Raw genomic sequence first — 24,688 nt, 5'->3', positions numbered from 1 at the left:
TAATTAGTGGCTCACTGGATCCTGTTTTTCGCTTTTAATTCCATAACGCTTCATCGCATCAGCTAAGCATGATTTAGGCATATCACCTTGTTTAACTAGGGCTTCCAATGCAGCTAAAACAACAAACTTAGCATCAACCTCAAAGAAATGACGCAGACGCTCACGGGTATCGCTTCGTCCATAACCATCAGTTCCCAGAGTAGTATAGGGCGCTGACACAAAGGGTCTAATTTGATCAGCATAGAGGCGCATATAATCAGTTGCAGCAATAATAGGCCCTTTACGATCAGCAAGAAGCTCGGTGACGTAGGCTTGCTTTGGCTTTTTAGCTTCTGGATGCATACGGTTGTGACGCTCAGCAGCCAGACCATCACGTCTTAACTCAGTAAAGCTAGTCACCGACCAAATATCTGCACCAACAGAAAAATCGTCTTCAAGCATTTTTGCAGCAGCGATGACTTCTCTTAAAATCGTTCCACAACCTAATAATTGCACGCGTTTTTTGCTCTTTTTAGCATTCTCTTGCAAGAGATACATTCCTTTAATGATCCCTTCTTCAACCCCTTTAGGCATCTCGGGTTGGGTATAGTTCTCATTCATAACTGTGATGTAATAAAACATATTTTCTTGTTTTTCATACATGCGATAGAGGCCATCCTGAATGATCACCGCAAGTTCATAGGCATAGGTTGGATCATAGGCCTTGCAATTTGGAATTGTTGCAGCCATTAGATGACTATGACCATCCTGATGTTGCAGTCCCTCGCCTGCCAGAGTTGTACGGCCAGCAGTACCGCCAAGTAAAAACCCTCTCGCCTGCATATCGCCGGCGGCCCAAGCCAGATCGCCAATTCGTTGAAAACCGAACATGGAATAGTAGATATAGAAGGGAATCATTGCTAGCTTGTTAGTACTATAAGATGTAGCAGCAGCAATCCAGGAGCAGAAAGCACCGGCTTCGTTGATTCCTTCTTCAAGAATCTGGCCATCTTTTGCCTCGCGGTAGTACATCACCTGTTCGTGATCTACAGGAGTATATAGTTGGCCAACAGGAGAATAAATCCCTATTTGACGGAATAAACCCTCCATACCGAAGGTACGGCATTCATCAGGAACAATTGGGACTATCCGAGCACTTAATTCCTTATCCTTTAACAAAACAGAAAGTATGCGCACGAAGGCCATTGTCGTAGAGATTTCTCGCTCACCGGAGCTTTGCGTCACGGTAGAGAAAGCTGACAATGCAGGTACCTTTAAGGGTTCAAACGCTGTATTACGTGCAGGTAAATAACCGCCTAAAGCCTCACGCTGCTTACGCATATAGCGCAGTTCTGGACTGTCATCGGCTGGGCGATAGAAAGGAATCTCTGTAATTTGATCATCACTAATTGGAATACTGAATCGATCCCTGAAAGCACGTAATTGCTCAATACTCATTTTCTTCTGTTGATGGGTAATATTTTGCCCTTCACCAGCAGCCCCCATTCCATAGCCTTTAATCGTTTTAGCAAGAATGACTGTAGGACTGCCTTTATGTTCAACCGCTTGAGCGTAGGCTGCATAAACCTTTTGCGGATCATGACCACCACGATTTAAACGCCAAATCTCATCATCTGACATTGATTCGACCATTTTCTTGAGCTCTGGATACTGACCAAAGAAATGCTCACGCACATAGGCGCCATCATTGGCCTTATAGGCTTGGTAATCACCATCAACACACTCAGCCATGCGCTTTTGCATCAAACCATTTTGATCGCGTGCGAATAGAGGATCCCAACGACCACCCCAGATAACTTTAATTACATTCCAGCCTGCTCCACGGAACAGTCCTTCTAGTTCTTGGATAATTTTGCCATTTCCACGAACAGGACCATCAAGCCGTTGCAGGTTACAATTCACCACAAAGATCAAATTATCTAACTTTTCGCGTGCAGCTATCGATAAGGCGCCAACAGATTCCGGCTCGTCCATCTCCCCATCACCAAGGAAAGCCCAAACCTTGCGTCCTTCAGCTTTGATCAAACCGCGATTTTCGAGATATTTAAGAAAACGGGCTTGGTAAATCGCTTGTAAGGGTCCAAGTCCCATCGATACTGTGGGAAACTGCCAAAAATCGCCCATTAACCACGGATGCGGATATGAAGAAAGGCCATCAACCTCAACCTCTTGTCTGAAATTCTTCAATTGATTCTCAGACAAACGGCCTTCAAGAAAAGCACGAGCATAAATGCCTGGCGCTGAATGCCCTTGGATATAAAGCAAATCACCGCCACTGTTACCCTCTGGGCCTTTAAAGAAGTGGTTGAAACCAGTTTCATAGAGTGTCGAAGACGAGGCATAAGATGCAATATGACCACCCAGTTCAGATGCATACTTTCCAGCACGCAAAACCATTGCAACTGCATTCCAGCGAATGAGTGCGCTGATACGTTTGCCAATACCCTCATCAGGTGGCAGCTGTTTTTCTTCGTGGGTTCTTATAGTATTGCGGTAAGCGGTGTTTATCGAAGTACCTAAGTGCACACCATCTGCATTAGCTTTATTAAGCAACTCCTGGATAAGGAATGCTGCTCGTTCATTACCATCATTGGCTACAACAGCTTGTAAGGCATCCAGCCATTCACGCGTTTCAACTGGGTCAATATCATTACTCTTATCTTGTGCCATGAATGTGTTCCTCATTAGACTTTAATTCAATTTGGAATTACCAAAGAAAGCTAACTGCAAAGTGGTGCATGTTCCAAACGTTTAGTTATCGCCCCACCGCATGATTGCCTACAAATTGCATAGTCAGCCTGGCAGTTGCAGGTTACTTTGCGGCATTGTAGTGGATCGCGGAAGGAATTCAACTGAAGCGCAATAATTTTGCCTTGTTCCATTTTTTCATGTTCATAATAACCATAATTTCTAGCTGCTGTCTGCCCTGCAGCGGCAGAACATTGTCCACAGTTATTGCGACATACCTTTGTACAAGCAGCTAGTCTGCTTTCGCAGCTTGCAATACAACTCGCAGTATTAGCGGGTACAGGACGATGCAAACAAGAGGCAAGGAGGAAAAAGCAACAACATATAACGATACGTATTGTCAGATTAATCATAGTTTGCTCATTAATTTTAAATTCATTTTGTCGCAAAACCGGTGGATCTCGGATTTACACTAAGGCAACCAAAGTAAAAAATGCAAGTAATACTAAATAAACAATCACCGCATGCTCAACCAGATTTTCTGCATAAGGTAGTAACACTGGTTCGCTTTCATTGATCCGTGCAGCCAGCAGCCCTCCTTCACTAAGGAAGCTATCGTTATTTTCTGGTAATGAAAAAAATCTTTGTACAAAAAAACCATACCCTTTTTGAAAATTTCCAACTAATAAATAGAGCAAAACACTTATTCTTGCTGGAATCCAGTCCAAGATACTAGTAATTTTCTCCGCAAGCTTTGCAGTTAACTCCTGTTCACGACATAGAGAGATCAAGCGATAAACCACAGCAGCTAAGGGTCCGGCAACTACATACCAGAAAAGCACTGCGAATAACTGACCGTTAACCTGGGCAAAATAACGACCTGATGCAAGCTCAGGATCAGGCTCATCAACCTTTTCCCTTATAGGGTAAAAGGGATTATCAGGCCCCAGACAATAATAGAAAATAGCTAAATTGAGGAGAAAGCAAATAATGCCAAATAACCAATGATCTATGAGTAAAAGTACCAAAGCGCATAGGATTACTAAGGGCAAAACGATCAAAGCGAGAATAACTGCTGGGTTTGAAAATACCTTGGTTTGGGGGCTAATCTGGTAAATTTTATTACAATAATCCGTAAACCAATTAAATCGCAGGTAAGAAGCTGCATGAACCACATAGCGCTCACTTAATAAACACAGCAGAATAACCAGCAATTTCATTGTTAATCCTTACGCATTTTGTCAGACAAGGCAATTGGAGTTGGATACTTCAACACGACCAAATAGGATGAAACTATAAAAGTTAAAATTGTAGTTGCCTGGATCAAATTAGAGGCTACCTCCGAAATCAATTTAGTGCTCGCTGCAATACTTGCCACCAACAAGGAAAATTCGCTTGCCTGACCTAACCGCAGCCCAACCTCTTTGGCAACAGCCCTTTTCTCCCCTGCTTTTACAAGTAGAAATTTAAACAGAAGCGGCTTTAAGACCAACATAAGCAAAGACAAGATACAAGCAGGGATTACTACTTGGGCAACAAAACCAAAATTAAAGGTCGCCCCAATCGAAAAGAAAAACATTACCAGGAAAAAGTCACGCAAGGGCTTCAAGCTTTCTGCAAGGTAAAGTGAAATCGGGCTCGAAGCAAGCGCAACACCGGCAACAAAGGCACCGATATCTTCAGATAAACCGACCTTCTCGGCTAAAAAGGACATTCCTAAGCACCAGCCAATTGATAAAAGAAACACATATTCTTGTGTTCTATCAAATCGAGCCAACAATTTTACAAGAATGTAGCGCTCAACAGCGAAGGCAAAAAGTGTGAGCGCAGGTAAGGCAACTCCAACTAAAACCAGATCATTCCAGGAAAACCCAGCGCTTTGCTGAGCACCATTGATCAGAATCAATACAATAATCGCAATAACGTCTTGCATTAAGAGTACTGAGATCATCACCTCACCAGTATGTTGATGATGCAAAATAGTAGTGGGAAGAAGCTTAAGTCCGATAATCGTACTTGAGAACATCATGGCAGCGCCTAAAATCCAAGACTCAGCAACTCCCAAGCCAAACCAACGGCCAATCAGATAAGCAATAACTGCAAATGCTGCAGAACTTATAACTGCAATCCAGGTAATTTTCTTTAACATGTGGACTAGATTTTGCGGCTGCAAATGTAACCCTAAGAGGAAAAGCAAAAATACAATACCAATATCACCAACTTGCTGTACGACACTAATATCAGAAACCAGTTTTAAGCCCCAAGGCCCTAAGGCTGCGCCAAGTAGTATATAAGCAACCAAAAGAGATTGTCTGGTGTAAAGAACCAGAGTTGAAAAAACAGCGGCACCCGCAAAGATTAAAAAAATGGTATAAAAGACTGCACCAGTTTCCATAAATCGAATATCCCATCAGTAATAAAGTTGAATCAGAAAAACCAAAAAAACTGTATACCACAAAACACCCCCTAAGGCCAAGAAGATGAACCAATGATAACCTCATGTAACTTCACACTAAGTGGGTGTCAAGCCGTGGGAATTCGAGTTTTTCTTGGGATTATACATTTTTCTCAACAAAGATGCGGCCTGGTCCCACTACCATTAAGTTAAGGGCAGTGCGGCCTGGTCTCCCACACGACGAATAGACAAATAGTAATCAAGCTGTTAAAATCCAATTTTTTTCCTATCCTTTCCAAAGACTTAACAGGTCAAAATAATTACTTGTTTAATCAATTATATAGGGAGCAATAAAGTCGATGACTTATAGCAATGAGCAACCTGCGGCCGGTAAAAATTCGCAAAAAAAATCAATTCTGCCGTGGATTGTCTGGGGACTAGGAACTGTATTTTATTTTTATGAGTGCCTCTTACAAGTATCTCCCTCGGTAATGTCAAACGAATTGATGCGTGATTTTACCGTTACCAGCCATACTCTTGGTATTTTGTCAGGGATCTATTTTTATTCTTACGCGGCAATGCAATTACCTGGTGGCGTGCTAATGGATCACTACGGTCCCCATCGCTTATTGACCGTCGCAACATTAATTTGTGCAATCTCTACGATTGCCTTTGGACTTACCAGCAATTTTTTTATGGCTTGTATCGCGCGTTTAATGATAGGTTTTGGTTCCGCTTTTGCGGCCGTTGGATCCATGAAATTAGCCGCAAATTGGTTTCCAGCCCAGCGTTTCGCTCTTTTGACGGGGATGATGGTTACTATCGGAATGTTAGGCGCCATTGGAGGTGAAGCACCGCTAGCCTTGCTAATCGATCATTATGGCTGGCGTCACAGCATGATCATCATGGGTGTGGTTGGTCTCTTTCTTGCCTTGCTTATCTTGTTAATAGCTCAAGATTCTCCAAATAAAGGTTCTCCACAAATAGCTCACTCTCACATTGATGAAGAACCACTTTTACGCAGCCTCCTGACTTTAGTTAAAAATAAACAGCTTTGGCTTGTCGCTGTCTATGGCGGCTTGATGTATATGACAACCCCAGTATTTTGCGGCCTTTGGGGCGTTCCCTTTTTAATGTTTAAGATGGGCTTAGCTAAGGCTACAGCTGCAAACTATATCTCCCTGGTTTTCGTTGGTTGGGCAATCGCCAGCCCCTTATGGGGAATTTTTTCAAATCGGATAGGACTGAGAAAACCACCTTTACTCCTCGGTGCGGTTGGTGCTTTAACAACTAGCTTGTTTTTCATTTACGCCCCGATCAAATCGGGTTGGATAATGCAATTACTTCTCTTTTTCTTCGGTATTTTCTCAGCAGGCTTCCTGCCTGCCTTTGCCGTAGCAAAAGAGTTATGCTCAAAACGCTATGTCGCTACTGGATTAAGTTTTATGAACATGATGAATATGGTGGGTATCGCTCTTGCCCAACCAATTATTGGATTTATTCTTGACAAATTATGGCAGGGGGAAATTGTTGATAAAGTGCGGGTATATCCTTTAGAGGCCTATCACATCGCTCTATCGTTATTACCCATTGGAATTTTGATTTCTTTACTTATTTTACCCTTAATTAAAGAGACCCACTGTCAAGCAGTGCAAAATTGATTTCGTATTATTGATTTATTGAAGTAGACAAATTATGGCAAAAAAACTTTTTATTAAAACAAATGGCTGCCAGATGAATGAATATGATTCATCCAAGATGGCAGAAGTCCTGAAGCACTCACATGGGCTGGAAAAGACTGAAAATCTTGAGGAAGCAGATGTCATTCTTCTTAATACCTGCTCTATCCGAGAAAAGGCTCAAGAAAAAGTTTTTTCACAATTAGGTCAGTGGCGCGAATTTAAAAAGAAAAATCCCCATGTCGTAATCGGCGTTGGGGGTTGCGTTGCCAGCCAAGAAGGTTCGGACATTATTAAACGTGCGCCCTATGTTGATCTGGTCTTTGGCCCACAAACTTTGCATCGTTTACCTGCTCTATTAGAAGAACGATTAAGTACTAGGAAGCCAGTTGTTGACATCAGCTTTCCTGAAATTGAAAAATTTGACCATTTACCCGCACCACGTGCTGAAGGGCCTGTTGCCTTTGTTTCCATCATGGAAGGCTGTAGCAAGTATTGCAGCTACTGTGTCGTTCCCTATACTCGCGGTGAAGAAATTAGCCGTCCCTTCGACGATGTCTTAGCTGAATGCTATCAACTTGCCAAACAAGGTGTAAGGGAAATAAATCTTCTGGGACAAAATGTTAACGATTATCGTGGCCCCATGGCTAATGGTGAAATTGCTGACTTAGCGCTGTTAATACATTATCTCGCTGCAATCGAAGGTATTGGTCGGATCCGCTTTACAACATCTCACCCGCTTGCATTCTCAGATAACTTGATCAATGCCTACGCAGAAGTACCCGAATTAGCTAATCATCTGCACTTACCTATTCAAAGTGGCTCGGACAAAATCCTTGCAATGATGAAACGTGGTTATACCGCAATGGAATTTAAGTCTAAAATTCGTAAATTACGTAAAATCAGACCGGATATTCGCCTTTCTACCGATATTATTGTTGGCTTTCCCGGCGAAACTGATCAGGATTTCCAGGATACGATGGATTTGGTTCATGAGATGGGTTTTGATACGTCTTTTAGCTTTATCTATAGCCCACGCCCCGGAACGCCTGCGGCTAATTTACCTGATGAAACACCTATGGAAGTCAAAAAGCAACGACTGCAAATTCTACAAAACAGGCTACTGTTGCAAGCGTCCCGTTATAGCCAGTCAATGATTGGTTCCGAGCAACGAATCCTTGTAACAGGTACATCGAAGAGGGATTCTCAGCAGTTATCTGGACGAACTGAGTGTAATCGTGTGGTGAACTTTGATGGTCCACAAAATTTAATCGGCCAATTTGTAACAGTGCATGTTAATGAAGCCTTACCCAATTCCCTACGAGGCCGTTTAGTCGAGGAGTTATCAGCTGTTTAATATGAGCGATTCCATTGTAAAACACACCATTGTTCCGCGCGAATATCATGGCCAAAGGCTAGATGTGGTGCTCGCGCAACTTTTCCCTGATTATTCGCGCTCGCAACTTAGCACCTGGCTCAAAGAGGGTTCGATTACACTGAACCAACGCCATGGTAAACCAAAGGATAAAGTGCTTGGCGGTGAACAGGTTGAGATGAATATTGATTTGGCCAGCCTTGCAGCTGATAAAGATTCTTACCAACCCGAAGCAATCCCCCTTGATATCATCTATGAAGATGAACAGGTTTTGATTATCAATAAACCAGCAGGCTTAGTTGTTCATCCTGGAGCTGGGAATCGTGAGCATACCTTGGTTAACGCCCTGCTACATCACGCGCCTTCTTTAGAACATTTACCACGAGCGGGCATTATTCATCGTCTCGATAAAGATACTACAGGCCTTCTAGTTACTGCTAAAACACTGCCAGCGCATACCAGTCTTGTTCGCCAGATGCAGGCTCGTGAAATACAAAGAAATTATTTAACTCTGGTACAAGGACATCTGATTTCTGGTGGTGAAATTGATACCTTTTATGGCCGTCATCCACGAAATCGTTTAAAAATGGCCGTATGCCAACAAGGCAGACAGGCAGTCACTCTTTATTCAATCAGAAAACAATATCAGGAATTTACCCTACTCAATGTGCAGCTTTTGACAGGACGTACCCATCAGATTCGGGTGCACATGGCCTATATTAATCATCCTGTTGTAGGCGATCCGCTTTATGGTGGACGACCCCGTTTTCCCAGCCAGGCTACAGAAGAATTACGTGAATTATTTAGTAATTTTCAACGCCAGGCTCTGCATGCTTGTAAACTTTCCTTTAATCATCCACAAAGTGGGGAGTTATTGACATTTGAAGCCACTTTGCCTGATGATTTTCAATCTTTAATTGCTGCTTTGGATGACCATTTTGTCTAATTTATACGCCAACTGGCCGGCGCCAGCAAACGTTTTTGCGCTAACTACCCTGCGAACTCAAGGGTCTAGTAAAGCACCTTATGATGCTAATAACCTAGGCCTACATGTTGGAGACAATCCTCATGATGTCAATGCGAATCGCGAGGCTCTTAGGCTAACACTTGAGCGTCCCCAAGACGCTGAATGGTTGGAGCAGATTCATTCAGACCTCTGTGTTGTGGTTGAAGAAGACCCTAACCGTGTAGCTGATGCTGCAATTACTCGTTCTGCCAAGCATACCCTTGCCATTATGACAGCTGATTGTTTGCCCATTATGCTGTGCAATAAACAAGGTACAGAAGTAGCGGCTATTCATTCTGGCTGGCGTGGTTTAGCAAATGGTATTGTTGAAAATACTCTAAGCAAAATGCATAGCAGCCCAGATCAATTACTTGCTTGGATAGGCCCAGCGATTTGCCAATCTTGCTATGAAGTAGGTGGCGATGTCCTGGATGCCTATCAGGCACGTTATTCTTTTGCGCCAAAAGCATTTAAACCCCAGGGGGAAAAATGGCTGGCAAATTTGCCTCATTTAGCTGAGCAGGTTTTAAATTCCTTGGGCGTTTTAGCGGTTTTTCAGTCAAAAATATGTACTTTTGAGCAAAAAAAAGACTTCTATTCCTATCGCCGAACGCCGCAAACGGGTAGAATGGCAACTCTCATTTGGTTCAATGAAATTAATCAGGATAAATAACATGGCTTACAAAATACCCAACTTTGCGAAAGCAGCTCTGTTGGTGCTTACATCATTTAGTGCCCTTGCCGCACCAATGGAAAGCACAAGCATAACACCAACCCTTGCCCCTGTTCTTAAAAATGCAATGCCTGCCATTGTTAACGTAGCAGTGCAAGGTGTAGTCCCAAACACTACTGGCAATTCTGATGATGATTCAGAGGATCAGGATCAACCGCAACAACCACAGCTAGTCCCTGAAAAACCTAGAAAATTTCAAAGTATTGGTTCTGGCGTTATCGTTGACCCCAAAAATGGCGTCATAATTACCAATGACCATGTGATCCGAAATGCAAGCCTGATTACTGTTACCCTAAATGATGGTCGACGGTTAAAAGCCAAGCTAATTGGTGGCGATAGCGAAACTGATATTGCGGTTTTAAAAATCGATGCGAAGAACCTGAAGTCTTTGCCTATTGGCGATTCGGACAAGGCTGAGGTCGGTGATTTCGTTGTTGCTATCGGTAACCCTTTTGGCTTAAATAGTTTTGGCAACAGCCAAACAGCTACCTTCGGAATTATCAGTGCAACCAAACGTAGTGATTTAAACATCGAAGGCGTAGAAAACTTTATCCAAACAGACGCAGCAATCAATCCTGGCAACTCTGGTGGAGCCCTTGTTAATGCAGCTGGTGAACTGATAGGCATCAATACAGCAATTATCTCTCCCTATGGTGGTAATGTGGGTATTGGCTTTGCAATCCCGATTAATATGGCGAAGGATGTTGCACAACAGCTTATTAAATACGGTTCAATTCATCGTGGTTTGATGGGGATTTTCGTACAACATCTAACCCCTGAACTCGCGCAGGCAATGGGCTACTCTGAAGACTTCCAGGGTGCTATCGTCTCGCAGGTGAATCAAGACTCCCCAGCTGAAAAAGCAGGCTTAAAACCTGGTGATATTATTACGCAAATTAATGATACAAAAATTACCCAAGCTACTCAGGTTAAAACTACTATTGGCCTATTGCGAGTAGGTAGCGAAGCTAAAATAGCACTCCAACGTGATGGAAAAGACATTACCTTGAACGCTGTTGTTACTGACATTAAAAAGCATGAGCAGCGATTACAAGCTTCAAATCCTTTTCTTTACGGTCTAGCCTTGAAGAACTTTGAGCAAGATACTCCTTCACATGGCCATATTATAGGTATTCAGGTTGTTGGTGCCTCTGAAAACAGCGCAGGATGGAGAGCAGGTCTAAGACCCGGCGATATTATTATCTCTGCTAACAAACAACAGACTGACAATGTGAAATCTCTACAGAAAGTTGCATCACTGCAAAAGCAGCAGTTGTTACTACAGGTTTTAAGAGGCCCCGGCGCACTTTATCTGCTGGTTGTCTAATCTTATACCCCCTCATCCGCCCTACGGGCAGCTTCTCCCCTAAGGGGCGAAGGGAAAATCTAAAGTCGTTCCTTCTCCCTGTTCCCGGGGAGAGGGTGCCCGTAGGGCGGATGGTGGTTCTAGCACGATCCCTCATGACACCTTTTTCTCACGCTTTGAAGAGCCATTCATTGAAAGGTCTGTGCGCAAGCACAAGTCTCGAAGCGTCACAGAGCCCAAGGCTTCGAGACGGCCTAAAGGCCTCCTCAGCCCGAACGGTTTCGAGGTAGCATCCTTAACTTAATGGCAGTGCCTCCTATCCCACCCAGCTTTCAAAAAATATTAACTCTTTACTATTGACATCAAAGGCATTAAACGACAAAATCACGACCTCTTGTGGCTACGTAGCTCAGCCGGTTAGAGCGCGGCACTCATAATGCTGAGGTCGGTGGTTCGAGTCCACCCGTAGCCACCATCGACACAAGATTCAATTCCCCCATGTCAAAACAGATAATAAATCCACACCTTCTCGTAAAAGCACAAGAAATACTTAATCAGAACTTTAATACTAAGGTTGAAATAGAGTCAGTTGAACTATTATCAGAATCAGAACGCAGAAACATTGTTATTAGACTTGTTCTCAACAATAGCTTAACCAAAGTGCCAAGAAACCTGATTCTGAAACAAGCTCTTGCAGAACCCTCCAATCTTGACGACCAAGAGGCTTTTGCTCGATTTGCCAGGGATTGGGCAGGTCTTGAATTTGCTAGTCGAATCCCCCAAAGCACACATAATGTTCCTCGCTTTTATGGTGGCAATAAAGAACTTCGATTTATTTTGATTGAAGATTTAGGTCAGCAACATAAGAGCCTGGTTGATTCATTAACCTATCCACAACCTGATAAAGCCATTCTTGCTTTGGAACGTTTTATGAAAGCCTTAGGCAGCTTCCATGCCGCAAGTTATGGCCATACTTCATTGTATGAGAGTATTTTGCAAGATATTCATCAAGACAGGCAGTCACCACAAAAGGAACTTGATTACCTAGTTAATGAATTAATTAATTCATTTCAAACAACGCTGGCAACGCTAAATCTCACAGCAACTAAAGAATGTATTACTGAAATACAGTCACTTATTGAGTCCTTACTAAAACCAGGTCCTTTTACAGTCTTAACCCATGGCGATATCTGCCCTGACAATGTTTTTGACCATGAAGATAGCAAAGATTTACAACTTATTGATTTTGAATGGGCCTTTGTCAGAAATGCTTTATTAGACGGAACTTATCTGCGGATGAGTATGCCGACCTGCTGGTGTGCAAAGGCTATTCCTGCTCAATTGATTGACCCCCTTGAGCAAATATATCGCGAAGAACTCAAACGTAGTATTCCTGCTGCTCATGACGATTTGGCCTACAACAAAGCCTATACAGAAGCCTGTGGCTTCTGGATTCTACAATGGGCAATTGCTCATATTGATTCCATTCTGCTGCATGACAGAATAGGTCCTTCAGGTCCTGTCCCTAAAGACTCTTTATGGAACTCCGACGAAAATCTGGTAAGGCCGCGGGTTTTATCGCGTTTGCAGACGTTTATTGAACAGTCCTCAAAAAACAAATTACTCCCTCATCTGAGACAAACTTCTGAACAGCTATTAATAGAATTAAAAAAGCGCTGGCCTAGAGCTGATTTGCTTGAGTATTATCCAGCATTCATGTCGGAATAAGATGGTGCTTATGGGAATTATGCAACCTGTTAACTTTGAGCCATATCTGTCGCGCTGGCAACTTTGTGTTGATGGCGAAGCGATCCTAACCCATAGCAGCCAGCTGCTCCCAGTTCGCTATCAAAACCAAGCGGCAATGCTTAAAATTTCGACATCTGCAGAAGAGCGTTGGGGAGCCTCTCTGATGGTTTGGTGGAATGGACAAGGGGCGGCAAGAGTCTTTCAACATGAGAAGGACGCTCTATTAATGGAACGTGCGCAAGAAAAGAGCTCTTTGCTGACTATGGTTAGCTCTGACCAAGATGATGAGGCAAGCCGAATTATTTGCTCTGTTGTAGCTCAGCTCCATGGGCAGCATAAATCACCACCGAAGCTATTAGCACTATCAGATTGGTTTAGAAGCCTTGAGGCGGCAGCCTCACAATTAGGCGGTATGTTTAAACAGAGTTATGCCGTTGCAAAAGAATTACTTGATAGCCCCGAAGATGTTGTTGTCTTACATGGCGATATTCATCATGGCAATATTTTAGATTTTGGTTCACGTGGCTGGCTTGCTATTGATCCCAAGCACTTACAAGGGGAGCGTGGCTATGATTATGCAAATCTATTCTGTAACCCAGACCAAATTATTGCTACTAGGCCTGGACGCTTATTACAGCAGCTTCAGATTGTTGCAGAGGCAGCACAGCTTAATAAGCAGAGGCTTCTGAAATGGATCTTCGCCTATGCGGGACTCTCAGCAGCCTGGAGTTTAGAGGATAAACAATCAGCTGAATTAGCTCTGGCTGTTGCTGAAATTGCTGCAAATCTGCTTCCTCAATAAAATCGCGATATAGATTAAATAGATCCCGCGGGCAAGTCCTGAGAGATCCTCACTAAATTTAGACAGTAAAACTGTTTTGACCAGACCGCACCAGGCTCGCTCGGGCTGATGAAGCGCAAAGCGCTGTCTCGAAGCCTCTGTGCAAAGCCTTCGAGACGTGGCTTGCGCCACTCCTATCAAAGAACGGTGTCTGAAGGATAGATGAGGGGCTTCTGATTCGAAGTTCTTTCCTGATATTTGCCCCAAAGGGGCTGAGTTGCTCAGCCCGAACGGGGTAAGTAAGTCACTGGATTTTTACTGTCTAATTTTTGTGGCCATCTCTCAGGGCCAGGCCGCGGAAATTACCAGTTTCTACTGCATAGAGTACTTATCCCCTTCGTTATTCGCTAATGCCTCTTTTGCTGCAGCACTATGTTGAATAATTTTCTGTAAGGGTGATCCTGGCTTATTGAATGCTCTTACCTCTTGCCAAGAGAACTGTACGCTTGCATCGCCTAAGAGACGATAAATCATCGAATTAATTGCTTTTACTTCCGCTTGAGCAGAGGGAGTAGCTTCAATCTTTCTACGATAACAAGTAAGCTCCGCAATACATTTAGTGGCTGAAGAGTTTTGGAAAAACTTAGTGTCCACAATAAAAATTTTATGCGATTGATCAGCTGCCTTTGGATCATGTGGTTTGCTATTCAAGTAGACTGCTCCATCTTTAGCTTCAATTCCAACTAAATCAGCAAATCTGTCGCGAACAGCACTATTATCGAATGACAATCCAATCTCACCATTCCGTGCAATATAAGCTCCCTGCTGCCTACTTGGATTTGCATGTCTTAGAATAATCTCCGAGCCCCTCAAGGAACAATAGGCTTTACATGCATCTGGCAGTTTTTTATATCTTGCAGCGGCAACGTCAACACTAGGAAAATGGATAGCCATCCCCTCAGCCTCATAACTATAAGAGCAAACTAATTTGCTTTTCGAATTGGAATCCTTTACCAGGCTATTAGGGAAAAATCCTACAGAACTCATGGTTGTAGTTGTAGTCGTTGTATTTGCCGTTCCTAGGTTTTGCAAGCTAGGTTCAATATAGTCTTTTTCGTTAACTTGAATAGTAAATGCCTGATTCCCAGTCATTTTATAGGCTAATTGATTCATGTTATTGATTAATCGCCCCATATTTAGACGATCCTCAAGTCCTTTTAATTTAGCCAAATCAGCAAAGCTAACGACATCATCATCTTGCATGTTAGCTAAAACCTGCATGGTATCCAAAGATTTGATATAGCGACAGGTCAAAACCTCACCATTCGCTAAGGCAACAGGCTCAGGTAATTTCTGGGTTATTTTTTCAATAAATTTTGCTAAGACCTTCTTAGCATAGGCATATTCTTTAGCAAGGGAGGTGTAATACATATCTCCTCCATCGGTGCCAAGCACAACTGGAACATCTAAAAGTAGCATTAGACCTAAAGGATATTCATGGCGCTTCGCAACAACTCCTGTTTCCTTATTACTGGATAAACAAGATTCAACAAAGAGTTGCTTTTGGGCACATTGGATCATGCTATCGATTCCCATATGCGTGCCATGCCCTATTCTTAAGGTTTTGCCCTGCAAAGCATCCGCATATTGGTCTATTAATCTGAGTAATAGTTCAACAGATTCTTTCCCGTCTATAGGTAACAAGGTTTCTCCCATATGAAAACGGATCGTTTCCATTCCCTTTTTAATCATCAACTCGATATATTTACTTAAATCGCTCTCATTAGTTCGAAATTCATGGCCACAGTAATCTGATGAGTGGTGATGGCTGTCATTATAAATATTCTTAGAGACAAGATTGCCTCCACGGTGATAACCCGAGGTTTCATTGACTACTACATCGCCGGACTGATTTTCTGTAGATTGAGGATGGTTATTAAAATACTGGACATCCCTTATGATCCCGTCATTAAGTAATCTCTTTTCTGGCTCTGCAGATTTCGAAGCATCAGTCAGCAGATTATAAATTTTGTCATAAGCTGGCAGCAGTAACAGAAATTCAGGATGCTCCTGTACGTAGATACTGTTTAGATGGAAATGAGGATCAAAGAATAAACCCGAGTGACTATCAAAAGGAGCTGGTTCTTGGACAGCACCTACCTTTCGTTTAATAAAATGACGGGTTAATGATTCTGCTCTTTCATAGACTAAAGATTCAAATTCAGCTTGAGGGGCATTTTTATCATCATTTCGACGCGAAAAGTCTAATTTATCAACTAATTGCTTATAAAAAGAGAGAAATAATCTCTCATAATAGGGATGGCTGTGACCGAGCTCTTCTTTTCCACTTTCTTTATCTAGGTATGCGGAATGAAATTCTTCTGGAGTAGCTTGTGATCTATTACCAATTTCTTTCTCTAACTCTTGCTTTAGTTGCATTCTTTATTTCCTGTAAATTATGAGAGGTACTTGATTAATTATTTCAAGCAGAAAGGATTTTAAACCATATGACTTATTTATGTACAACTGCATGTATTGATATGACTTATCTAAAATTTTGATAACAGAAATTGTTCTAAAAATTTTGTCCGACTCAAAGCTCTCTTTCATTGATTTGGTGCTGACGGTAATGTATCTTCTTAGGCTTAGTTGCGATGTCTTTGTTAGTTGTAGAAACAGCTTGGGTCGCCACGTCAAAGTGGTATTACAATTATTAGATGGTTGTTTAATGCGAAAACTGGCGTTTTACATATTAGTACAATTTTTCCTAAACTATGCTTTTGCTACCAATGTCGCTATTAAAACTATTAGCAAGGATGGTAAACCCTCTTACATTGTGAGTGTTGGATCTTTCCCCCATGAAAATAATGCCTTGCAACTGAAATTTAAGCTCTCCTCATCCCTTAGCCAGCCAATAACTATTGATCATCCAACAAACCAACAAGAGTACTTTGTCAATATTGGCCCTGTTAGCGATTATGCTGTTGCCCAGGATCTAAAAAAGAAACTTCAGGAAGATACAGAAAATAAATCTGCGCAACCTAGCAGTACAGTTAAACCTCAACCAGCAGCTCAACAGCAAGCTGCACCTGCCCCAGTCAATGAAATTAATGATAATGAGGACGAAGAGGATGAGGATACTAACCACGAGGAACCAGCGAAAACTAAATCAGATAAGAAATTATGGAATTTAAGGAGTGCTGATATCAGAGCAGTAATTGGAGAGGTTTCACGAGTAATAGGGAAAAACTTTCTAATTGACCCTCGTGTACAAGGAAAAATTTCTATTGTTTCCTCCAAGCCTATGTCCAATAAAGAGCTATACCAAGTCTTTCTTTCTATGCTCCAGGTTTCTGGCTATGCAGCAATTCCTAGTGGTGATGTGATTAAGGTTGTTCCGAATATTGACGCCAAAACAATTTCACCTGATCTGCTCAGCCAACTCAGAAACCCGCCGCGTGGTGATGAAATGATGGTTGCAGTAATTCCGGTTCAGTATGTACCCTCAGAACAGCTAGTCCCTGTATTGCGCCCTTTAATGCCACAATGGAGCTCGATTGCAGCCTATCCTCCCTCAAATATGCTTATTCTTTCTGGGCGTGCTTCAAATATTAGACAACTATCAAACATCATCAAACAGGTTGATACCTCGTCCGCGAATGGTATTGATATGGTTCGCTTAAAACATGCGCTAGCCATGGATGTTGCCAGTACCCTGAAAGATTTAGTTAAAACTCAGGGTAACGCAGGTACAGGACACAACCAAACGATGATTGCGGTTGATGATCGTTCTAATGCTATTTTGCTTAGTGGTACTAAAACTGAGCGAATCAAGCTGCGTTTATTAATTCAACGTCTCGATAACCAAGGTGGTGCTGGCTATGACGCTAATACCCAAGTTGTTTATCTTAACTATTTGCGTGCAGAAGACTTGGTTCCTATCTTAGCGGGCATTGCCCAAGCCAATTTCAGTGGCAATGTAGGTACAACGATTGGTACGATCACCAGACCTGAATTAGATAGCACCAACCCTGCTTCGAACCTTGCTCCTAACTCAAGTAGTAGTAATAGCAATAGCCAAGCGCCTGCCCAACCAAACACGCCAACACCCTCATCATCAGTTACTGCAAATACAACCGGAGCTACGACTCAAAATGAGGGTTCAACCAAACCAACCGTACAAATAATCGCTGAACCGAACACAAACTCCATTATTATCAATGCGCCAGTAAGCATTATCCGCATTCTAAAAGCAGTGATCAGACAATTAGATATTCGTCCAGCTCAATTACTCATTGAAGCGCTTGTTGCTGAGGTCAATGAGCGTGATGTTAAAAGTTTGGGTATAGAATGGGGTTCTAATGGGCAAACAGGAAAACCCTTAGATGGCTTTAGACCTGGCTTTGCAATTATTAACTCAAAGACCAACCTTAACGATTATCAGGCGGAAATTTTTGCCTTAGCAACGCAGCAAAAAGCCAATATTTTATCAACCCCCTCCGTGGTTGTACTTGATAACCGCCAAGCTAAAATTCTGGTCGGTAAACAAGTATCGGTTGCCTCAACCAACTATCCTAACAATGCGGGAGGCACAACAACAGCCAGTCCCTATCAAACCTTCGATCGCGTTAATGTGGCACTTCATCTCTATGTCAGACCACAAATTACCCGTGGTAAAGGTATTCAGCTACAAATTGATCAGGGCAATGATACTATCGACCCAGCCAGCGCCGCTAACTCGACAAACCCAATCTTTGATATCAGCGCAATTGTGACCTCCGTTCATATCGAAAGTGGTGATATCGTTGTCCTTGGCGGCCTAATTCAAAATAGCCTGGGTGATGACAATAAAAAAATACCTATTGTCGGCGATATTCCTGGTATTGGTCGTTTATTCCAACACAATATTAATAATCATGAAAAACGAGTATTAATGGTCTTTATTCGACCTGTTATTTTAAGAAATGAGCGCGATGCAGTCGAAATTTCTGGTGGAAAATACAATGACATTCGTGACTATGAGCTCGATTGGCTGCGTCAAGAAGAATATAACAAAGAAAATGAATCGATGATTTTACCGTCATTAAGCCGAGCCAAGTTGCCTAAACCCTTTAGTGCACCACCACCAAACCTAAGGCCAAGGCCTCCTATTACCATGACAAAGTAAGGCTATGGAAAATAACGATAAATCGAAACGCCTACCTTATAGTTTTGCTAAAAGCCAAGGCATCATTGCTGTTCCTGAGGGTGAAAATCTCAAAGTCTATCATTTAGCTAGCCCTTCTTTGTCTGTACTTTCGGAGGTAAAACGTTTATTACAAGGCGAGTTAAAATTTCAAGAAGTCAATGAAGCTGAGTTTCAACAACATTTAGCACAGCTATACCAATCTCAATCGTCAATTCTTGATGCTGCTGAGGGCATGGAAGAAGATATGGATCTCTCTCTCTTAGCTGGGCAGTTACCAACCAGTGAAGACTTACTTGATAACCAGGATGATGCGCCGATTATTCGTCTGCTCAATGCTCTATTTACCCAGGCAATCAAACAGCAAGCCTCTGATATTCACATTGAAACCTATGAAAACCGCGTATTAGTCCGTAACCGCATAGATGGTGTTTTGCATGAGGTTTTGGAAATTCAGCGCGCTATTGCCCCACTAGTTATTTCTCGTGTCAAAGTTATGGCTAAGCTGGATATAGCGGAAAAGCGTATTCCTCAGGATGGGCGTATAGCCCTGCGCATTGGCGGCCACAATATTGATGTACGTGTATCAACCCTTCCCTCAAACCACGGTGAACGGATTGTATTAAGGATTCTTGATAAACAAGCAGCCCAACTTGATTTAAGTCTTCTTGGGATGCCCCAAAGCACCATGGATGCCATGCGCCTGATGATTGCCGAGCCCCATGGCATTATTTTGGTTACCGGACCAACCGGTTCCGGTAAAACTACTTCTCTTTATGCCATGCTCACTGAACTTAATCAGGTCACACGCAATATCCTGACTATTGAGGATCCTATTGAATATGATTTACCAGGAATAGGACAAACTCAGGTCAATACCAAAGTACAAATGACCTTTGCTAAGGGCTTACGCGCTATCCTGCGTCAGGATCCCGATGTGGTGATGATTGGAGAAATCCGTGATCTGGAAACTGCAGATATCGCTGTACAGGCTAGCCTCACAGGTCACTTGGTTTTATCAACCTTACATACAAACTCTGCCTTAGGTGCCCTAAACCGACTACATGACATGGGCGTTGAATCCTTTCTATTATCCTCAAGTATTGTTGGACTAATCGCCCAACGCTTAGTGAGAAAGCTCTGTCCTCATTGTAAAACGCCCCATAACCTGCGTGATGATGAGCGCGAACTCATGGGTATTGATGCCAGTACAGATGTATCCTTAGTTAGAGAACCCAAAGGTTGTGAACATTGTAATCATCATGGTTATCGAGGTAGAACCGGTATTTACGAATTAATTCCGATGGATGAAGCCCTCCGCGGCATGATTCATCGCAATGAAAGCTTACAAGTTATTGATAACCATCTACGCCCCGCAGTACCTACAATTCGCCAAGACGGCTTCAAACGCGTTTTAGCTGGGGATACTTCTCTTGCGGAGATTCTTCGGGTAACTAGTGAGCATTAAAGTTCCGTTCGTCCTGAGCAACTCAGCCCCTTTTGGGCAAATATCGATAAAGGCCCCGTCATCCCGAACATAGTGAGGGATCTCAGTGCTACGCTCAGGAGATGTCTCTCTGTGTTCGACATGACGTACGTGTTTGTGAGCGCAGTGAAGGAGCTCCGGGATTGGCACTGTGCTACATTCAGGGAATCCTTCGCGGCGATCTGGGGGACAAGCTAAATTAAAGTGACGAGGCTGGAGATTTTTAACTACCCCATTTTTAACTGATTATCCCCATCATCCTCCCTGTTTTTAAATTCAGGGCTGTTATAGAACTGAATGAAAAGAGATTTTTCCAATTCAGCTTTGGCAATAGGGTCATTTAGTAATTTTTCAATAGTATGACCTTTGGGGCTTAGTTTCTTATCAAGAAAGGCAATTAACTTTTCAACCTGCTCAAAGGGGTCAAGACTGTCATCGAGCCATGATTTGCCATGATGATGAATAGCCTTAGCAATTTGTTTTTTTTCAAACTTGAAACCAAGCCGGCTTGAAATCAGGCGGATAAAATTCTTTGTAGAAATCATTGCCAAATTCAATAAGAAGTCTGGATTTCTATGCAAATGAACACCCAACTTGACCCGTAACTCCTTCTGCCCTTGCTCAGTCAATAGGATTTGCACCTGTCTTTCACCATCAAGCTTCGTAAAGTTTTGCCCTACTCTTTGTGAAAGCCAAGAAACAAAATCATTGTCTCCCTCGGAGACCAGGCTTGCATAATCAATTGCAGGGGCATTGCTAGGCCTGCTTTGTGTATACCAACTAATGGACTCCCCTTTATTACCAGCCAAAACGTCCATTTTCTGTTTGACTTCATAGGTATCAACATAGTTTTCAATCACAGGATAAGCATTGCTTAAAGCATCTATCAAATCGGACAAATCTCCTGTGTCCTCCCTATAGTTATCAAGGGCCTTATGCAATTCATCAATCAAGGGATTTATATATTTCCCCTGACTTTGTGTTTTCTGCAGCTCAAACATGTAGGCTAAAGAATCTTCTAATTCACCTAATGGGTCCACTGGCTGACTCCTTTCTGGCTCATTTGGTTCATTAAATTAAACTTAGTTCAAATTTTGATATTTAACAAATTTAAACATGCATATTTTATGCTCAATTGTAGGCTTTCGCTTAATTTCAATAAGTTAGATATACGCAGATGTAGGTTGAATTTAGAGAAGAGCTACATTTTAGGTCTGCAACATTTAAGCTGTCTTTAAGCGCAGATTTTGTCAAAATGAAGAACCGAAGCCTGGTGTAGCCAAGCCTCGCGCTGATTAAGCAAGAACAACGATGATCCTGGAGTCTATTTAAATTTCGAAAGAATTTTGCTCCCAATGACCGTTAACTTCCCCACCTGCTTTTCTACGCGATTGAAAAAAAGCGGGATAATTTGTAGCACAATCTTCTAACAACAATTTTGCTTCAGGAAAGATGGCTGTAGCTGCCCAACTCACTCTTAGCCCCCGAATGATTTCCGGATTGTGCTCAAAACATTCTAGTAATGGCAATACAAGATTCTGCTGAATTTCTTCAATCGATAATTTCTTAATATTGTCGCTGCAAACAAGTCTGAAAGTTGTTAAGCCCTCTTGATATAAACAGCAAACCTTGGCTAACTAGTATAAACGGATAAAACTGTGGTGCAGCTAATAACACTCCAATCATATCGCAAGCCAACTTAGCATTTGAATCAGAAAATAAATTGTCTAACTCATCCTCGTCTATTTTTTCTAACTTCGCAGCCCAATTATATGAATCATCGTTTACTATATAAGACATCACTGGTTTAACATCCATTTGTCTGCTCCCCATCTCACCAAAAAGAGCGGCTAACAAGTAGTTTTCTCGAAAAAATACCCTATCTAAGGCAGCAAAGCTCTTCAAGGCATTAATTAATGACTCTGAATCGCTTTTTCTTAACGGTACTAAGATTTTACAGCATAAAAGATCAAGGATTAGCTCAGACTCTAATCTCTCTGCGATTTTCAGTAATGAATCGCCAATAGATCCATCGACATCAGCAGCAACAATCCAGCCAATCAAGGATTCCGATAAATTACTATCAGCTAATCCTGCTGGATCGAAATCAAAACTATCTCTCTCATTCATTATTAAGTAGAGACAATTTGGATCAATATCTGGATGATTTAATAATAAGCTGGCTGTCTCTTTTTTCCGGAAAAGACAGGCTAAATACAAGGCATATTTGTCGGGTTCAATCCGTTGATATTGCTGCAATAAATCAAAACATTGGACTAATGAATTGAATTCTTGGCCCTTTCTTTAGCAGCTAGATAAGCTAAAAATAGTTCTTTATAAGGTCTTAGCTCGTGATGCTCTGGCACTAAATTCTCACAATGCTCTAGTATGTATGCAACTAACTCATAACTTCCCACAGCGCAGGCTTTTTCAAAATAAAGATGCATGACCGCAATGTAGCACTCAGATTGATTTAAGCTATCGGCCAACTTCTTTAGTATTTCTATTGAATAAACTGACAAATTATAGTTATAAAGAAATCCTTCGAGCAGATCTGGCTGAATACGAGCTTCCCTTGTATATGCACTAAGAGCCTCATAATTATTAGATAATAAATCTATAAATTGTCCTATCGTAGTAATTTGTCCTTCTGACTCAATTCTTGCTCTTTTATTATTCTGATTATTTGAGCTATCAATGATAGAGCTGTCTTCTCGTCGTTTCATGCTGTTACCTTTAAACAAAAGGAACAATAATAACAAAAAAGATTGATTTTAGGGCAAATCAATATTCAAAGATTTGATAACTGCTAGCAGAATAGTTGATATCAGCTAAGGGCTTTTAAATGAAACCTTGATGCAGCGCAGCGTAATCAAGGTTTTCCTTAGATAAGAGGTGGGGGGACGTGACCTATTACTTTGTATCCAAGCCACTTTCTACTCAATCCTTTTATTTCCGCCAGGTTGTGCCTGTGGGACCATCTTCTAATTCGATCCCTCGTTCCGCCAATGTTTTTCTAATCTCATCAGCTCTTGCCCAGTTCCGCTCCTCTCGAGCACGTAGTCGCTCTTCTATAAGGCGTTCTATTTCATCTTTTTCATTCTCTTTAAGACCTGATTGTAAAAAGGATTCTGGGTCAATTTGTAGCAAGCCTAAAATTCCAGCTAAATGCTTTAGGGTAAAGGCAAGTTGTATAGAATTCGTTTTATTTACTTCTCGACTCAGCTGAAATAAAACAGACAAAGCAACGGGGGTATTAAAATCATCATTCATTGCGAGATTAAATTGCTCTAACCAAGAATTATCAAGTCCAGCATCAACATGATCAACATCCTTTAAGGACTGATATAAGCGCTCCAAAGCTTTTTTGGCATTATGCAAATTTTCTTCAGAATAATTTAAAGGGCTACGATAATGGCTGCTTAGTAAGAAATAGCGCACCACTTCAGGATGATGATCTTTTAAAACATCTTCTATGGTGAAGAAATTGCCTACCGATTTAGCCATTTTTTCATTATTGACTTGTAACATGCCAACATGTAACCAGTAATTAGCAAAACATTTGTCAGTTGCAGCCTCACTCTGGGCAATTTCGTTTTCATGGTGAGGAAACTGTAAATCCAGACCGCCGCCATGAATGTCAAAATGCTCGCCTAACTCATGCATTGCCATTGCTGAGCACTCAATGTGCCAGCCCGGTCTTCCCTCTCCCCAAGGAGAAGGCCAACTAGGCTCTTCAGGCTTTGCCTTTTTCCATAGAACAAAATCCAAGGGTGAGCGTTTTTCTTTAACGACCTCAACCCGTGCTCCAGCAACTAAGCCCTCGAGATCCTTATGGGATAATTTGCCGTAGCCCTTAAAGTGTTCTACCTGAAAGCAAACATCGCCATTGTCGCTAACATAGGCGTAGTTTTTCTCTATTAAACGACTAATAAGCTCAATAATTGAAGCGATATGGTCTGTTGCGCGTGGCTCGATATCTGGCGGTAAAATATTCAAGGCACTGGTATCATCATGCATCGCTTTAATATATTGCGCGGTTAACTCATGAATTGTTAGACCACGTTCATTCGCGCGAACAATAATTTTATCGTCAATGTCTGTAATGTTACGTACAAATTTAACGTCATAACCTTGGGAACGCAGAAAACGGATTATGACATCAAAGCTAACCATTGAGCGCGCATGGCCCAGATGACAGCGATCATAAACAGTGATGCCACAAACATAAATTCCAATTTTGCCAGGATTGATAGGCTTAAATTCTTCTTTAGTTCTTGTTAATGAATTATAAAGATATAACAT

Annotated in this window: 18 protein-coding genes and 1 tRNA gene; 10 read left to right on the top strand and 9 right to left on the bottom strand. The window is 42.0% G+C overall.

Going from position 1 to position 24,688, the window contains the following annotated elements; translation table 11 throughout:
* Positions 1–3: 3 nt before the first annotated feature.
* The 4 genes from aceE to BN1094_RS16800 are packed head-to-tail and all read right to left on the bottom strand — an operon-like array spanning position 4 to position 5,083.
* Positions 4–2,670: a pyruvate dehydrogenase (acetyl-transferring), homodimeric type gene (gene aceE / locus BN1094_RS16815; protein WP_044012302.1), complete on the bottom strand. Its 2,667-nt coding sequence runs from the start codon at positions 2,668–2,670 to the stop codon at positions 4–6.
* A 50-nt stretch (positions 2,671–2,720) separates the two neighbouring features.
* Complete coding sequence (locus BN1094_RS16810; RefSeq protein WP_052403352.1) at positions 2,721–3,101, bottom strand: hypothetical protein; 381 nt, start codon at positions 3,099–3,101, stop codon at positions 2,721–2,723.
* A gap of 54 nt (positions 3,102–3,155) precedes the next feature.
* On the bottom strand, positions 3,156–3,908 hold the full coding sequence (locus tag BN1094_RS16805; protein ID WP_044012300.1) for a membrane protein: 753 nt from the start codon (positions 3,906–3,908) through the stop codon (positions 3,156–3,158).
* Between the two features lie 2 nt (positions 3,909–3,910).
* Positions 3,911–5,083 (bottom strand): cation:proton antiporter, encoded by a 1,173-nt coding sequence (locus BN1094_RS16800; protein WP_044012299.1) that lies wholly within the window; start codon positions 5,081–5,083, stop codon positions 3,911–3,913.
* A 359-nt stretch (positions 5,084–5,442) separates the two neighbouring features.
* Between BN1094_RS16800 and BN1094_RS16795 the strand changes: the two genes are divergently transcribed.
* From BN1094_RS16795 to BN1094_RS16760, 8 genes are all read left to right on the top strand, one after another.
* A complete protein-coding gene (locus tag BN1094_RS16795) occupies positions 5,443–6,744 on the top strand; it encodes an MFS transporter (RefSeq protein ID WP_044012298.1) in 1,302 nt (433 codons plus the stop codon).
* Positions 6,745–6,778: 34 nt separating this feature from the next.
* Positions 6,779–8,119 (top strand): tRNA (N6-isopentenyl adenosine(37)-C2)-methylthiotransferase MiaB, encoded by a 1,341-nt coding sequence (gene miaB, locus BN1094_RS16790; protein ID WP_044012296.1) that lies wholly within the window; start codon positions 6,779–6,781, stop codon positions 8,117–8,119.
* 1 nt (position 8,120) lies between these two features.
* Entirely contained in the window at positions 8,121–9,083 is a 963-nt protein-coding gene (rluD, locus tag BN1094_RS16785) for a 23S rRNA pseudouridine(1911/1915/1917) synthase RluD (RefSeq protein WP_044012295.1), read from the top strand.
* Positions 9,076–9,816 (top strand): peptidoglycan editing factor PgeF, encoded by a 741-nt coding sequence (pgeF, locus tag BN1094_RS16780; protein WP_044012596.1) that lies wholly within the window; start codon positions 9,076–9,078, stop codon positions 9,814–9,816. Before rluD ends, pgeF begins: the two co-directional genes overlap by 8 nt.
* A complete protein-coding gene (locus tag BN1094_RS16775; RefSeq protein WP_099909039.1) occupies positions 9,794–11,203 on the top strand; it encodes a Do family serine endopeptidase in 1,410 nt (469 codons plus the stop codon). The genes pgeF and BN1094_RS16775 overlap by 23 nt, the downstream gene beginning before the upstream one ends.
* 377 nt (positions 11,204–11,580) lie before the next feature.
* Positions 11,581–11,657, top strand: a tRNA-Met gene (locus BN1094_RS16770).
* Positions 11,658–11,680: 23 nt separating this feature from the next.
* The gene (locus BN1094_RS16765; RefSeq protein WP_052403351.1) at positions 11,681–12,910 is read left to right on the top strand and encodes a phosphotransferase; all 1,230 of its coding nucleotides are present in this window, start codon (positions 11,681–11,683) and stop codon (positions 12,908–12,910) included.
* A gap of 10 nt (positions 12,911–12,920) precedes the next feature.
* Entirely contained in the window at positions 12,921–13,733 is an 813-nt protein-coding gene (locus BN1094_RS16760) for an aminoglycoside phosphotransferase family protein (RefSeq protein ID WP_218054623.1), read from the top strand.
* A 351-nt stretch (positions 13,734–14,084) separates the two neighbouring features.
* On the opposite strand, the gene BN1094_RS16755 is transcribed toward BN1094_RS16760, so the two are convergent.
* Positions 14,085–16,151, bottom strand: coding sequence for an amidohydrolase family protein (locus BN1094_RS16755; RefSeq protein WP_044012292.1), 2,067 nt, complete (start codon positions 16,149–16,151; stop codon positions 14,085–14,087).
* Between the two features lie 289 nt (positions 16,152–16,440).
* On the opposite strand from BN1094_RS16755, the gene lspD reads away from it, so the two are divergent.
* Together lspD and lspE are read left to right on the top strand one after the other, a co-directional pair.
* Complete coding sequence (gene lspD / locus BN1094_RS16750) at positions 16,441–18,879, top strand: GspD family T2SS secretin variant LspD (protein WP_044012593.1); 2,439 nt, start codon at positions 16,441–16,443, stop codon at positions 18,877–18,879.
* A gap of 4 nt (positions 18,880–18,883) precedes the next feature.
* The gene (gene lspE, locus BN1094_RS16745) at positions 18,884–20,365 is read left to right on the top strand and encodes a GspE family T2SS ATPase variant LspE (protein WP_044012291.1); all 1,482 of its coding nucleotides are present in this window, start codon (positions 18,884–18,886) and stop codon (positions 20,363–20,365) included.
* Between the two features lie 245 nt (positions 20,366–20,610).
* On the opposite strand, the gene BN1094_RS16740 is transcribed toward lspE, so the two are convergent.
* From BN1094_RS16740 to cysS, 4 genes are all read right to left on the bottom strand, one after another.
* Positions 20,611–21,423 (bottom strand): hypothetical protein, encoded by an 813-nt coding sequence (locus BN1094_RS16740; protein WP_044012290.1) that lies wholly within the window; start codon positions 21,421–21,423, stop codon positions 20,611–20,613.
* A 526-nt stretch (positions 21,424–21,949) separates the two neighbouring features.
* Complete coding sequence (locus BN1094_RS16735) at positions 21,950–22,642, bottom strand: hypothetical protein (protein ID WP_044012288.1); 693 nt, start codon at positions 22,640–22,642, stop codon at positions 21,950–21,952.
* Positions 22,643–22,659: 17 nt separating this feature from the next.
* Positions 22,660–23,109, bottom strand: coding sequence for a hypothetical protein (locus BN1094_RS16730; protein WP_044012287.1), 450 nt, complete (start codon positions 23,107–23,109; stop codon positions 22,660–22,662).
* 223 nt (positions 23,110–23,332) lie between these two features.
* The gene (gene cysS / locus BN1094_RS16725; RefSeq protein WP_044012286.1) at positions 23,333–24,688 is read right to left on the bottom strand and encodes a cysteine--tRNA ligase; all 1,356 of its coding nucleotides are present in this window, start codon (positions 24,686–24,688) and stop codon (positions 23,333–23,335) included.

It is taken from the genome of Legionella massiliensis, from assembly GCF_000756815.1.
Taxonomy (GTDB): domain Bacteria; phylum Pseudomonadota; class Gammaproteobacteria; order Legionellales; family Legionellaceae; genus Tatlockia; species Tatlockia massiliensis.
The sequence above is the reverse complement of the archived record's forward strand: the minus strand, read 5'-3'. Positions and strand labels throughout refer to the sequence as shown.

What these genes read in the sequence shown, in the direction of transcription:
- aceE (WP_044012302.1), bottom strand. Translation starts at nt 2,670, where the DNA reads ATGGCACAAGATAAGAGTAATGATATTGACCCAGTTGAAACGCGTGAA.
- BN1094_RS16810 (WP_052403352.1), bottom strand. Translation starts at nt 3,101, where the DNA reads ATGATTAATCTGACAATACGTATCGTTATATGTTGTTGCTTTTTCCTC.
- BN1094_RS16805 (WP_044012300.1), bottom strand. Translation starts at nt 3,908, where the DNA reads ATGAAATTGCTGGTTATTCTGCTGTGTTTATTAAGTGAGCGCTATGTG.
- BN1094_RS16800 (WP_044012299.1), bottom strand. Translation starts at nt 5,083, where the DNA reads ATGGAAACTGGTGCAGTCTTTTATACCATTTTTTTAATCTTTGCGGGT.
- BN1094_RS16795 (WP_044012298.1), top strand. Translation starts at nt 5,443, where the DNA reads ATGACTTATAGCAATGAGCAACCTGCGGCCGGTAAAAATTCGCAAAAA.
- miaB (WP_044012296.1), top strand. Translation starts at nt 6,779, where the DNA reads ATGGCAAAAAAACTTTTTATTAAAACAAATGGCTGCCAGATGAATGAA.
- rluD (WP_044012295.1), top strand. Translation starts at nt 8,121, where the DNA reads ATGAGCGATTCCATTGTAAAACACACCATTGTTCCGCGCGAATATCAT.
- BN1094_RS16775 (WP_099909039.1), top strand. Translation starts at nt 9,794, where the DNA reads ATGAAATTAATCAGGATAAATAACATGGCTTACAAAATACCCAACTTT.
- BN1094_RS16765 (WP_052403351.1), top strand. Translation starts at nt 11,681, where the DNA reads ATGTCAAAACAGATAATAAATCCACACCTTCTCGTAAAAGCACAAGAA.
- BN1094_RS16760 (WP_218054623.1), top strand. Translation starts at nt 12,921, where the DNA reads ATGGGAATTATGCAACCTGTTAACTTTGAGCCATATCTGTCGCGCTGG.
- BN1094_RS16755 (WP_044012292.1), bottom strand. Translation starts at nt 16,151, where the DNA reads ATGCAACTAAAGCAAGAGTTAGAGAAAGAAATTGGTAATAGATCACAA.
- lspD (WP_044012593.1), top strand. Translation starts at nt 16,441, where the DNA reads ATGCGAAAACTGGCGTTTTACATATTAGTACAATTTTTCCTAAACTAT.
- lspE (WP_044012291.1), top strand. Translation starts at nt 18,884, where the DNA reads ATGGAAAATAACGATAAATCGAAACGCCTACCTTATAGTTTTGCTAAA.
- BN1094_RS16730 (WP_044012287.1), bottom strand. Translation starts at nt 23,109, where the DNA reads ATGAAACGACGAGAAGACAGCTCTATCATTGATAGCTCAAATAATCAG.
- cysS (WP_044012286.1), bottom strand. Translation starts at nt 24,688, where the DNA reads ATGTTATATCTTTATAATTCATTAACAAGAACTAAAGAAGAATTTAAG.